The 11828-nt window shown below is 69.3% G+C and carries 11 protein-coding genes; 7 read left to right on the top strand and 4 right to left on the bottom strand.

The window, feature by feature from the left end; all coding sequences use genetic code 11:
* Both RJ1_RS37075 and upp read left to right on the top strand, forming a co-directional pair.
* Nucleotides 1-719, top strand: a 719-nt coding sequence (locus tag RJ1_RS37075; RefSeq protein WP_143169585.1) for an RNA-guided endonuclease TnpB family protein, incomplete at its 5' end; no start/stop codon positions are given.
* Nucleotides 720-924: 205 nt separating this feature from the next.
* Nucleotides 925-1548, top strand: coding sequence for a uracil phosphoribosyltransferase (upp, locus tag RJ1_RS37070; RefSeq protein ID WP_073368114.1), 624 nt, complete (start codon nt 925-927; stop codon nt 1546-1548).
* Nucleotides 1549-1558: 10 nt separating this feature from the next.
* Here upp and RJ1_RS37065 read toward each other — a convergent pair whose 3' ends face one another.
* Together RJ1_RS37065 and RJ1_RS37060 are read right to left on the bottom strand one after the other, a co-directional pair.
* Nucleotides 1559-3148 (bottom strand): phospho-sugar mutase, encoded by a 1590-nt coding sequence (locus RJ1_RS37065; protein WP_073368111.1) that lies wholly within the window; start codon nt 3146-3148, stop codon nt 1559-1561.
* Nucleotides 3145-3927, bottom strand: a complete 783-nt coding sequence (locus tag RJ1_RS37060) for a purine-nucleoside phosphorylase (RefSeq protein ID WP_073368124.1) — start codon at nt 3925-3927, stop codon at nt 3145-3147. Before RJ1_RS37060 ends, RJ1_RS37065 begins: the two co-directional genes overlap by 4 nt.
* Before the next feature lie 20 nt (nt 3928-3947).
* Between RJ1_RS37060 and RJ1_RS37055 the strand changes: the two genes are divergently transcribed.
* Genes RJ1_RS37055 through RJ1_RS37045 form a run of 3 tightly spaced genes read left to right on the top strand, consistent with a single transcriptional unit; the run spans nt 3948 to nt 6967 of the window.
* The gene (locus tag RJ1_RS37055; protein ID WP_073368108.1) at nt 3948-4646 is read left to right on the top strand and encodes an enoyl-CoA hydratase/isomerase family protein; all 699 of its coding nucleotides are present in this window, start codon (nt 3948-3950) and stop codon (nt 4644-4646) included.
* A gap of 12 nt (nt 4647-4658) precedes the next feature.
* Nucleotides 4659-5819, top strand: coding sequence for a M20 family metallopeptidase (locus tag RJ1_RS37050; RefSeq protein WP_073368105.1), 1161 nt, complete (start codon nt 4659-4661; stop codon nt 5817-5819).
* Nucleotides 5816-6967 (top strand): M20 family metallopeptidase, encoded by a 1152-nt coding sequence (locus tag RJ1_RS37045; RefSeq protein WP_073368102.1) that lies wholly within the window; start codon nt 5816-5818, stop codon nt 6965-6967. Before RJ1_RS37050 ends, RJ1_RS37045 begins: the two co-directional genes overlap by 4 nt.
* Nucleotides 6968-6982: 15 nt before the next feature.
* On the opposite strand, the gene RJ1_RS37040 is transcribed toward RJ1_RS37045, so the two are convergent.
* Nucleotides 6983-7444 (bottom strand): gamma-glutamylcyclotransferase family protein, encoded by a 462-nt coding sequence (locus RJ1_RS37040; protein WP_073368099.1) that lies wholly within the window; start codon nt 7442-7444, stop codon nt 6983-6985.
* Nucleotides 7445-7560: 116 nt separating this feature from the next.
* On the opposite strand from RJ1_RS37040, the gene RJ1_RS37035 reads away from it, so the two are divergent.
* The gene (locus tag RJ1_RS37035; RefSeq protein WP_073368097.1) at nt 7561-8964 is read left to right on the top strand and encodes an NAD(P)H-quinone dehydrogenase; all 1404 of its coding nucleotides are present in this window, start codon (nt 7561-7563) and stop codon (nt 8962-8964) included.
* A 169-nt stretch (nt 8965-9133) separates the two neighbouring features.
* Nucleotides 9134-10318 carry an aminotransferase-like domain-containing protein gene (locus RJ1_RS37030; protein ID WP_073368094.1) on the top strand — a complete coding sequence of 395 codons (1185 nt, stop codon included), beginning with the start codon at nt 9134-9136 and terminating at the stop codon, nt 10316-10318.
* Here the strand turns inward: RJ1_RS37030 and glpK are convergent.
* Complete coding sequence (gene glpK, locus RJ1_RS37025) at nt 10303-11796, bottom strand: glycerol kinase GlpK (protein WP_073368092.1); 1494 nt, start codon at nt 11794-11796, stop codon at nt 10303-10305. The two genes, RJ1_RS37030 and glpK, sit on opposite strands and share 16 nt — an antisense overlap.
* Nucleotides 11797-11828: the final 32 nt, after the last annotated feature.

Genomic DNA, 11828 nt, shown 5'->3' with positions numbered 1-11828 from the left:
GGTGGTCGAGGCCGCTACCGGAGGGGGCGACACCGTCGCAGGTGACGGTGTCGCGGAATGCTCGTGGTCAGTTCCACATCTCGATTCTCGTCGAGGACACGATCACCGAGCCCCCGTCGATCGATCGGGTGGTCGGGCTCGACGCTGGGATCACGAGCCTGTACACGCTCTCGACGGGGGAGAAGATCACCAACCCGAGACATGAACGAAAGGACCGTGAGCGGCTGGCGAAGGCGCAGCGGGCGCTGGCCAAGAAGCAGAAGGGATCCCGTAACCGGGCCAAGGCCCGACTGAAGGTCGCGAAGATTCATGGCCGGATCGCCGATCGGCGTCGCGATTATCTGCACAAACTCTCCACTCGGCTGGTGCGCGAAAACCAAGTGATCGCCATCGAGGATCTGAGTGTGCGGAACATGGTCAAGAATCGGTCGTTGTCTCGGGCGATCTCGGATGCGAGTTGGTCCGAGTTCCGGTCGATGCTCGAGTACAAGGCCGACTGGTACGGGCGGCGGGTGGTGGCGATCGACCGGTTCTATCCGTCGTCGAAGACCTGCTCGGTGTGTGGGGCGATCGCGTCGACGATGCCGCTGAGCGTGCGGGAGTGGACGTGCCGATGCGGCGCCGTCCATGATCGGGATGTGAACGCGGCGAAGAACATTTTGGCCGTCGGACTGACGGTGGCAGCCTGCGGAGATGGTGTGAGACCGCCCCGCACCTAAAGTGTGGGGAAGGCAACTGTCGGTGAAACAGGAACCTCGGGACGCGAGTCTCGTGGGGAATCTCGGTCGTTCACGGCCGAGAGGACGTCAAACCGGTCACCTTATTGGATGCCGGACGCCGGTGAGACCGATTCGGTTCCAACCCCGGTTTCGCCGAGAATGACTCTCTTGCGAAATCTCGCCCGCCGCCCCTTATTCTTCGAGCATGAACACGCACGTCGTCGACCACCCGCTCGCAGCGGTCCTCCTGACAACGATGCGCGATGCGCGCAGCGACAATGCCACATTTCGCGCCGCCTTGCGACGGCTGACGCACATGTTGGTGTACGAGGCGATGCGTGAGGCTCCGGTCGAGACGTTCGACGTGGTCACGCCCGTCGCGACCGCCGACGGGGTGCGGCTCGCCCATCCGCCGCTGCTCGTCCCCGTCCTGCGCGCGGGACTGGGCATGGTCGAGCAGGCCAGCAGCCTGATTCCGCAGGCGCGGGTCGGTTTCGTCGGCATGGCCCGCGACGAGGAGACGCATCTGCCGGTGCCGTACCTGGAATCGCTGCCCGCGGACCTGTCCGGGATCCCGGTGTACGTCCTCGACCCGATGCTCGCGACCGGTGGTTCGATGGTGCACACAATCGAGTTGCTCGTGGCCCGCGGCGCCACCGACGTCACGGCGGTGTGCGTGGTCGCGGCGCCCGAAGGTGTCGCGGCACTCTCGGCGTCGGGTCATCCCGTGCGACTCGTCACCGCGGCGATCGACGAGGGACTCAACGGGGACGCGTTCATCGTGCCGGGTCTCGGCGACGCAGGGGACCGTCAGTTCGGACCGCGCTGACCGTCCTCGGCTACAGGGCTTCGGCGAACTCGCGCAACAGGTTCAACCGGGTCGCCGCCGCCGCGCGGGCCGCGGGCAGCGCCGAGCGCTCCGGCACCGGGACGACCACCTCCAGGTAGCACTTCAGTTTGGGTTCGGTTCCCGAGGGACGCACGACGATCCGGACGGTCGGCCCGGCGAGGACGACGGCGTCGGTGCGGGACTGTCCGCGCAGTTCCGCCAGGTCGGTGGCCTCGACGGGTTCGCCGGCCAGCTCGGCAGGCAGCCCGGATCGCAGGCGCCGCATCATCGCGGTGATGTCCGCGAGGTCGGTGACGCGCCGCGACACCTGATCTCCGGCGTGCAATCCGAATTCGAGTGCGTAGTCGTCGAGCCGGTCCAGGAGCGTCGATCCGTCCGCCCGCAGAGTTGCGGCGAGGTCGGCGGCCACCACCGCGGCGGAGATACCGTCCTTGTCGCGCACCGACTCCGGGTCGACGCAGTGTCCGATCGCCTCCTCGTACGCGTAGACGAGACCCTCGCCTGCCCGGACGAGCCACTTGAAACCGGTGAGCGTGCGGGCGAAGCGGGCGCCGCGGGCGGAAGCCAGTCTCCCGAGCAGGGCCGACGAGACGATGGTCGTCGCGACGAGCGAATCCGCCGCGGCGGAGGCGAGGACGTGGTCGCCGAGCAGGACTCCCGTCTCGTCTCCGCGGAGCATCCGCCAGCCGTCCGGCCCGCGCACGCCCACCGCGCACCGGTCGGCGTCGGGGTCGAGGGCCAGCGCGACGTCGGCGTCGACCTCCGCGGCGAGCGCCAGGACGGCGTCCGACGCGCCCGGCTCCTCGGGGTTCGGGAACTCGACGGTCGGGAAGTCGGGGTCGGGGTCGAATTGCGCCGCGACGGTGTGGACGTCGGTGAACCCGGCAGATGTCAGTGCGGCGACCGCGGTCTCGCCGCCGACGCCGTGCATCGCGGTGAGCGCGATGCGCAGGGTGCGCGACCGTCCGGTCGGGAGGGACGCGACCCGGGCGAGGTAGAGGTCGACGAGTTCGCCGGACGCCGGTGTGACCGGAACGCGGGGCACCCGATTCGCCGGTCCGACCCGGGTGATCGACGCCTCGATCTCCCGGTCGGACGGCGAGATCAACTGGGCGCCGCCGTCGAGGTACACCTTGTACCCGTTGTCGGCGGCGGGGTTGTGGGAGGCGGTGATCTGGACCCCGGCCGCGGCGCGGAGGTGGCGCACCGCGAACGCGACGACCGGGGTGGGCAGCGGGCGGGGGAGCAGGACGACCGAGAATCCCGCGCCCGCCAGCACTTCCGCGGCGGCGCGTGCGAACGCCTCGGATCCGTGCCGTGCGTCACGCCCGACCACGACGGTGGATCCGCCCAGGCAGCGGTCCTTCAGCCACGTGCTCAGCCCGGCTGTCGTGCGGATCACGACGGCGAGGTTCATGCCGTTCGGGCCTGCCCGCACCGGTCCGCGCAGGCCGGCGGTGCCGAAGGTCAGCGGCGTGGCGAAGCGGTCGGCGAGCTCGTCGGGGGAGAGGGCCGCCAGTTCCGTCCGGGTCCCGGGGTCGGGATCGGCGTCGACCCAGTCCGCGATCGGATCGTTCACAAGCGCTCCACCAGTTCTCGCAGGAGCCCGCCCATCCGGTCGGCCGACGCCCGGCCCGCGGCGAGGACCTCCTCGTGGTTCAGGTGTTCGCCGGTAATGCCGGCGGCGAGGTTCGTCACCATCGAGATCCCGAGGACGCGGGCGTTCAGTGCGCGCGCGGCGATCGTCTCGTGGACGGTGGACATGCCGACGAGATCCGCGCCGATCGTGCGCAGCATGCGGATCTCGGCCGGGGTCTCGTAGTGCGGCCCGGGCAGGCCGGCGTAGACACCCTCGCTCAGCGATCCGTCGATGTCGCGGGCGAGGGCACGCAGTTCGGGGTCGTAGGCGTCGACGAGGTCCACGAATTCCGCGCCCACGAGCGGTGACCGGGCCGTGAGGTTGAGGTGATCGCTGATGAGGACCGGTTGTCCGACGGTGAAGTCCTCGCGAATTCCGCCGGCGGCGTTCGTCAGGATGACGGTCGTCGCTCCGGCGGCGATTGCGGCGCGCACCGGGTGGACGACGGACGAGAGGGGGTGGCCCTCGTAGGCGTGGGTGCGCCCGAGCAGGACGAGGACTCGCTTGCCTCCCACCTCGACGGAGCGGATCGTTCCGGCGTGTCCGGCGGCCGACGGGGGCGTGAACCCCGGTAGATCGGCCATCGGCACCGTGCAGAGTGATTCGCCGAACCGGTCGGCGGCGGCATTCCACCCCGATCCGAGGACGACGGCGATCGAGTGTTCGGCGCAGTTCGTGTGCGCGGCGAGCGCGGCGGCCGCGGCGTCTGGCGTTCCCATGAGGCGATAGTCTTCCACTCATGCCCTATCTCGATCGCGACGGCGACGTATTCATCCTGTGCCTCGGCAACGAGGGCGAGACGGACAACGAGAACCGCTTCCATCCGGAGTGGATCGACGCGACCCACGCCGCGCTGGACGAGGTGGAAGCCCACGAGGGTTCCGCGGCGCTGGTGACGACCGCGACGGGCAAGTACTTCACGAACGGCCTCGACACCACCTGGATCTTCGCGAACACGGACAAGCTGCCGGAATACCTCGACCGCGTGCACACGATCTACAGCCGCCTCCTTGCGTTCCCGATGGCCACCGTCGCCGCGGTGCAGGGGCACGGTTTCGGTGCCGGAGCGATGCTCGCGACCGCGCACGACTTCCGGGTCATGCGCGCCGACCGTGGGTTCTACTGCCTGCCCGAGGTGTCGCTGAACATGCCCTTCACGGTGGGCATGTCGGCGCTCCTCAACACGCGTCTGCCCAAGCAGACCGCGGTCGAGGCGATGACGACGGGCCGCCGCTACGGCGGTTCCGACGCGCTTGCCGCGGGCATCGTCGACGAGATCGCGGAGGGTGACGGCGTCCTCGCGGCGGCCGTGACGCGGGCCGCCGCGCTCACCGCCACCCGCGGCGCCAACCTGGCCGGGATCAAGCGCGGCATCCATCACGACGCCCTCGCCGCGCTCGCCACGGTGACGGACAAGAGCAACTTCAGCTTCGGGTGAGAGAATGAGCACGTGAATGCGGATGTCGAGGCGGCGGTCAGGTCCATCGAGACCGATCTGATCGCGCTGTCCCATTCGATCCACAGCGAACCCGAACTTGCGTTCGAGGAGTTCCGGAGCGTCGCGAAGATCACCGAACTGCTCAAACGCAGCGGGTTCGACGTGCAGTCGGGTGTCGCGGACCTGCCGACGGCGTTCGATGCGTCCTTCGGCAGCGGCGACCTCGTCATCGGCATCTGCGCCGAGTACGACGCGCTCCCGGAGATCGGTCACGCGTGCGGGCACAACATCATCGCGGCGTCCGCGGTCGGTGCCGGCGTCGCGCTCGCCACGGTGGCCGAGCGGCTCGGGATCACGGTGCGGGTCATCGGGACGCCGGCCGAGGAGAGCGGCGGCGGAAAGATCGTCATGCTGGAGCGGGGTGTCTTCGACGGTGTCGCGGCCGCCCTGATGGTGCATCCGGGTCCGATCGATATCACGGGGGCGACGTCGCTCGCGCTGGCCGACATCGCGGTCACGTTCAACGGCCGCGAAGCGCACGCGTCCGCCGCACCCGAGTTCGGTCGCAACGCCGCCGACGCCGCGACCGTCGCGCAGGTCGGCATCGGCCTGTTGCGCCAACACCTCTCACCGGGTCAGCAGATCCACGGGATCGTCTCCGACGGCGGCACCGCACCCAACATCGTTCCTGCGCGCGCCGAGATGCTCTACTACCTGCGCGCCGAGACGGGGTGGGCACTGTCCGAGCTGACGGCACGCGCGGAGGCGTGCTTCGAAGCCGGGGCGCTCGCCACCGGCTGCACACACGAGATCCGCACGGTCTCGCCCACGTATACGGAACTCACGCCGGACCCCTGGCTGGTTGCGACGTACCGGGAGCAGATCATCGACATGGGACGGACGCCGCTGCCGCTCGAGTGGGAGGGCGCCCGTCCGCTGGGCAGTACCGACATGGGCAACGTCACCAATGTCCTGCCCGGAATTCACCCCGTCATCGGCCTCGACTCGGACGGGGCGGTGACGCACCAGCCCCGGTTCGCGGCGGCGTGCATCACGGAGTCCGCCGACCGCGCCGTGGTCGACGGAGCGATTGCACTGGCTCGCACGGCAGTTCGCGCTGCAACGGACGACACACAGCGGGTGCGGCTGTTGGAAGGAGTTGATCGCCGGTGAACGCGGCAGTCGACAAATGGATTCTCGCTCACACCGACGAACTCACCCAGTGGCGTCGACACATCCACGCCAATCCCGAACTGGCGCGGCACGAATACGCGACGACGGAATTCGTGGCGACGCGGCTGGCGGCGGCCGGTCTGTCACCGGAACTGCTTCCCGGCGGAACGGGGCTCACGTGTGATCTCGGACCCTCGGAGGGGCCCCGCATCGCGTTGCGCGCCGACATGGACGCCCTCCCGCTCCAGGAACTGACCGGCGCCACGTACTCGTCGACCGTGCCCGGCGTGTCGCACGCGTGCGGGCACGACGCGCACACCACCATCCTGCTCGGAACGGGGCTGGCCCTCAGTGAGATCCCCGACCTGCCGGTGGGTGTCCGGCTGATCTTCCAGCCCGCCGAGGAAGTCATGCCCGGCGGCGCGCTGGAGGTCGTCGCGGCGGGGCGGCTCGCGGGTGTCTCGCGGATCTTCGCCCTGCACTGCGATCCGCGGCTCGCGGCCGGGCGGGTCGGTGTCCGGCTCGGTGCGATCACGTCCGCGGCCGACACGATCGAGGTCGTCCTCGACTCACCGGGCGGCCACACATCGCGGCCGCATCTGACCACCGACCTCGTGTTCGCGCTGGGAACAGTCGTGACCGGGTTGCCGGGCATGCTCAGCCGCCGCATCGACCCGCGCACCGGCACCGTGATGGTGTGGGGTGCCGTCAGCGCCGGCCGTGCCCCCAACGCCATTCCGCAGACCGGCATGATGACCGGCACGGTGCGGACCGGCGATCACGAGACGTGGGAGATGCTCGAGCCGCTGGTGCGGGAGATCGTCCACGGGCTGCTCGCGCCCACCGGGGTGCGCTACCAGCTCAACTACCGCCGCGGCGTCCCCCCGGTGGTCAACGACGAGGTGTCGACCCGCATGTTCGAGGACGCGATCCGCACGGTCGGGCCGGACGCCCTCGCGGACACGCCGCAGTCCGGCGGCGGCGAGGACTTCTCCTGGTATCTCGAAGAGGTGCCCGGCGCGATGGCCCGGCTGGGCGTCTGGTCGGGGGTCGGCGAGCAACTCGACATCCACCAGCCCACGTTCGACCTGGACGAGCGGGCCCTGGGTGTGGGTGTGCGGGTGCTGTCGAGCCTCGTGCTGGGCTGAGGCCCCGCGTCGGCCCTATTCGGTGCCGGGCCCGACGTTGCGGCTGTTACGGGTGCGCAGGTCGCGCACGTAGTCGGACGGTGCCCCGGCGATCTCCGCGGCCTCGGCCATCACTCCGAGGTAGCGCGCCGACGGCAGGCCGCCCTCGTAGGCGTCGAGCACGTACAGCCAGGCGAGCGCGGGTTCGCCGTCGGTGTCGACGCGGACGCGGATCTTGCGGTGGATGCCGAGCTCGGAGCCCTCCCAGCGGTCGAGGCTGACCTCGTCCTCCTCGGGGACGTCGTAGAGCACGACGAACACCTTGGAATCGGGGTCCTCGACCACGGTGGCGAGTGCGCCCTCCCAGCCGATGTCCCCGCCACTGAAGGTCAGGCGCCAGCCGTGCAGCCAGCCCGTCCCCGCCATCGGCGAGTGGGGGCAGCGCTGCAACATCTGCTCCGGATGCATGTTGGACCCGTAGGCGGCATAGATCGACACGGCGGCAAGCCTAAACGGTGGCTAGTAATCTGTTGCATGCAGTGCACGACACGACGCCCTGCGAACGCTCGAGAAGCCGGCCGGAGACCCCGGTCGACAGTTGAATTGGAGGACAGATGACCCGAATCGTGATCATTGGTGGCGGGCCTGCCGGATACGAGGCAGCGCTGGTGGCCGCACAGCACGGCGCCTCCGTCTCCTTGATCGATTCGGACGGGGTGGGCGGCGCCTGCGTTCTGTTCGACTGCGTGCCGTCCAAGACGTTCATCGCCTCCACCGGCGTGCGCACCGACATGCGGCGCGCCACCGACCTGGGCATTGCGCTCGATCCCGAGCAGGCCACGGTCGCCCTGCCGCAGATTCACGCGCGCGTGAAGAGCCTCGCGCAGGCGCAGTCCTCCGACATCCGCACCCGCCTGCAGACGGTCGGTGTCGAACTGCTGTCGGGTACCGCCGAGATCGCCGACCCGCGCCTGGGCATGGCGTCCCACCAGGTGTGCGCCACCCTCGAGAACGGCGAGAAGAAGACACTCGACGCCGACGTCGTTCTCATCGCGACGGGTGCGAGCCCCCGCGTCATCCCCGGTGCGGAGCCGGACGGCGAGCGCATCCTGACCTGGCGCGACCTGTACGACCTCGACGAGCTGCCCTCGCACCTCGTCGTTATCGGTTCGGGTGTGACGGGTGCGGAGTTCGTGTCGGCCTACACCGAGATGGGTGTCAAGGTCACGCTCGTGTCCAGTCGCGACCGCGTCCTGCCCGGCGAGGATGCGGACGCCGCCCTCGTGCTCGAGGACGTCCTCGCGGAGCGTGGCGTCACCCTGGTCAAGCACGCGAGGGCCGACGCGGTGAAGCGCACCGAGGACGGCATCGTCGTCGTGCTCGCCGACGGCCGGACGGTCGAGGGCAGCCACGCCTTGATGACCGTCGGTTCGGTACCCAACACGCAGGGCCTCGGACTGGAGAAGGTGGGCATCGAGCTCGACAAGGGCGGGTACCTGCGCGTCGACCGCGTGTCGCGGACGCCGGTGTCCGGGATCTACGCCGCGGGCGACTGCACGGGTCTGCTTCCGCTGGCGTCCGTCGCCGCCATGCAGGGCCGCATCGCGATGTACCACGCGCTCGGTGAGGGCGTCAGCCCCATCAAGTTGAAGACCGTGGCGTCGGCGGTGTTCACCCGCCCGGAGATCGCCACGGTGGGCGTCAGCCAGGCCGCGATCGACGACGGCGAGGTGCCGGCCCGCACCGTCATGCTCCCGCTCAACACCAATCCGCGCGCGAAGATGTCGGGACTGCGCCGCGGTTTCGTGAAGATCTTCTGCCGCCCGGCCACCGGTGTGGTGATCGGCGGTGTGGTGGTCGCCCCCAACGGTTCGGAACTGATTCTGCCCATCGCGATCGCCGTGCAGAACAACCTCACCGTCAACGATCTCGCCGCGACGTTCTCGGTGTACCCGTCGCTGACCGGATCGATCACCGAGGCGGCACGTCAGCTGATGCGGCACGACGACCTGGACTGATCCCGAAGTATGGGATTCGTATTTCACATAGTGATGCCTGTGGTGGGATAGTCGAGGCACGGTTCGAAATCATCGACCGTGCCTCGGCGCTCTCCCGCCCCGTAGACCCAGGACGGACAGGGTGTTCCTCACCTGACCTCTGCTTCGACGTGCCTCCTGGGAGTCGTACATGCCGCACTTGCTTGCCCGCCGTATGGAGGGGCTGCACAGCTCCGCCATCCGTGACCTCCTCACCCTCACCGCCCGGCCCGACGTCGTCAGCCTCGCCGGCGGGCTGCCCGACCCCGAATTCATTCCGCGGGAACGCATCCGGAAGGAAGCCGAACTCGCGCTCGCGGACCCGGCGTCCGTCCAGTACGGCGAGACCACGGGGCTGCGCCGGCTCCGCGACGTGCTCGCCGCGCGGGAGGGCGCCAGGATCGGCAGACCGCTGGGTGCCGCCGACGTCGTCGTCACCCACGGTTCGCAGCAGGCCCTGAGCCTCCTGGCGCAGGTGCTCCTCGACCCCGGCGACGTCGTGATCGTCGAGGAACCCGCCTACACCGGCGCACTGCAGGTGTTCCGGGCGGCGGAGGCCGACGTCCGATCCGTCCCGCTCGACGCCGACGGCATGGACACCGCGGTACTGGAGGGTCTGCTCGCGGACGGGCTGCGACCCGCCGTGGTCCACACCGTGAGCAACTTCCACAATCCGCGCGGCGTCGTCCTGGCACGTGGCCGCCGGGAACACCTCGCCGCACTGGCCGACCGGTACGGCTTCTGGGTGATCGAGGATGACCCGTACGGTGAGCTCTTCTTCGACGGTCCGCCGCCGGCGCCCGTGGCGGCGCTGTCGGACCGGGTGATCCGGCTGTCCAGCGCCTCGAAGATCCTGGCGCCCGCCCTCCGGGTCGGGTGGCTGCACGGCGACCGGCGGGTGTGCGAGGCCGTCGAACTGCTCAAGCAGGGCGCCGACCTCTGCGGTTCGTCACTGACGCACCAGATCGCCGCCGGGCTGCTGTCCGACGAACCGTGGCTGGACCTGCATCTCGAGATGCTGCGCGCCCGCTACGGGTCCCGTGCCCGCGCGCTCGCGGACGGGGTCTCCGGGGCGTTCGGCGACCGGGTCGACGTGTCCTCCGCGGTCGGCGGGATGTTCTGCTGGACCGAGTTCGCCGACCCGGGCCTCGACACCGCGGCGCTGCTGCAGACCGCCGTGGACCACGGTGTGGCCTTCGTCCCCGGATCCGCGTTCGGCGTCGCGGCGGGGCACCGCAGCGCTGTGCGGCTGTGCTTTGCGACCTGCTCGGAGGACACGTTGACGGATGCGGCGACGAGACTCGGCGCCGCCTACGCCGATCACGCCCAGTCGTAGGTCCGTTCGACGGCCTTGTTCCACTCGGCGTAGAGCCGGGTGGACTCGGCGTCGTCCATCGCCGGCTCCCAGGTCTTGTCGACGGCCCAGTTCGCGCGGATGTCGTCCTCGCTCTCCCAGAAGCCGACGGCCAGACCGGCGGCATAGGCCGCGCCCAGCGCTGTCGTCTCGTTGACGACGGGGCGGATGACGGGCACCCCGAGGATGTCGGACTGGAATTGCATGAGGGTCTCGTTGACGACCATGCCGCCGTCCACCTTGAGGGACGCGAGTGCGACACCGGAGTCGGCGCGCATCGCCTCGATTACCTCGCGGGTCTGGTACGCGGTGGCCTCGAGCGCCGCCCGGGCGAGGTGGCCCTTGTTCACGAACCGGGTGAGCCCGACGATGGCCCCGCGTGCGTCGGGCCGCCAGCGAGGTGCGAACAACCCGGAGAACGCGGGCACGAAGTAGGCGCCGCCGTTGTCCTCGACCGACTTCGCCAGATCCTCGATGTCCTTGGCCGACTGGATGATTCCCAGATTGTCGCGCAGCCACTGCACCAGCGAGCCGGTGACGGCCACGGACCCCTCCAGCGCGTAGACGGCGGGCGCGTCACCGATCTTGTAGCAGACGGTGGTGAGGAGTCCGTGCTTGCTGTGCACGGGAGTGGTCCCCGTGTTGAGCAGCAGGAAGTTCCCCGTCCCGTACGTGTTCTTCGCTTCGCCTTCCGACAGGCAGGCCTGCCCGAACGTCGCGGCCTGCTGGTCGCCGAGGATTCCCGCCACGGGCACCCCCGGCAGTGTTCCGCGCTCGCGTCCGACGCCGTAGATCTCGGAGGAGCTGCGGATCTCCGGCAGCATCGACATCGGGATGCCGAAATCGGCGCAGATCTCCGGATCCCAGTCGAGCGTCTCGAGATTCATCAGCAGGGTGCGCGAGGCGTTGGTGACATCCGTCACGTGGGTGCCCTCGGTGATGTGCCACAGAATCCAGCTGTCGATCGTGCCGAAGCAGAGTTCCCCCGCGTCCGCCTTCTCGCGTGCCCCGTCGACGTTGTCGAGGATCCAGCGGACCTTCGGTCCCGAGAAATACGTGGACAGTGGCAGACCGGTGCGCTTCTGGTAACGGCCCGGACCCTCGTCGCCGCCGAGTTGCGTGCACAATTCGTCGGTGCGCGTGTCCTGCCAGACGATCGCGTTGTACACGGGTTCTCCGGTGTTCCGGTCCCACACGACCGCCGTCTCGCGCTGATTGGTGATGCCGATCGCCGCGATGTCGCGCTTGGTGAGATCGGCCTTCGCGAGCGCAGACGCCACGACCTCGCGGGTGTTGATCCACAGCTGCTTCGGGTCGTGTTCCACCCAGCCCGCGCGCGGAAAGAACTGGTCGTGTTCCTTCTGGGCGACGCTGACCACGGCTCCGTCGTGATCGAAGATCATGCAGCGGCTGGAGGTGGTGCCCTGGTCTATCGCGGCGATGTACTGAATCACACGCATGAAGCTACTAGCCTGGGCATGAATCCGTCGTC

Origin of the sequence: Rhodococcus jostii NBRC 16295, assembly GCF_001894825.1 — a bacterium.
In the GTDB taxonomy this organism is placed as follows: Bacteria; Actinomycetota; Actinomycetes; order Mycobacteriales; family Mycobacteriaceae; genus Rhodococcus_F; species Rhodococcus_F jostii.
The sequence above is the reverse complement of the archived record's forward strand: the minus strand, read 5'-3'. Positions and strand labels throughout refer to the sequence as shown.

Excerpts from the sequence above, each read along its gene's own strand:
- upp (WP_073368114.1), top strand. The coding sequence starts at position 925 with ATGAACACGCACGTCGTCGACCACCCGCTCGCAGCGGTCCTCCTGACA.
- RJ1_RS37060 (WP_073368124.1), bottom strand. The coding sequence starts at position 3,927 with ATGGGAACGCCAGACGCCGCGGCCGCCGCGCTCGCCGCGCACACGAAC.
- RJ1_RS37055 (WP_073368108.1), top strand. The coding sequence starts at position 3,948 with ATGCCCTATCTCGATCGCGACGGCGACGTATTCATCCTGTGCCTCGGC.
- RJ1_RS37035 (WP_073368097.1), top strand. The coding sequence starts at position 7,561 with ATGACCCGAATCGTGATCATTGGTGGCGGGCCTGCCGGATACGAGGCA.
- RJ1_RS37030 (WP_073368094.1), top strand. The coding sequence starts at position 9,134 with ATGCCGCACTTGCTTGCCCGCCGTATGGAGGGGCTGCACAGCTCCGCC.
- glpK (WP_073368092.1), bottom strand. The coding sequence starts at position 11,796 with ATGCGTGTGATTCAGTACATCGCCGCGATAGACCAGGGCACCACCTCC.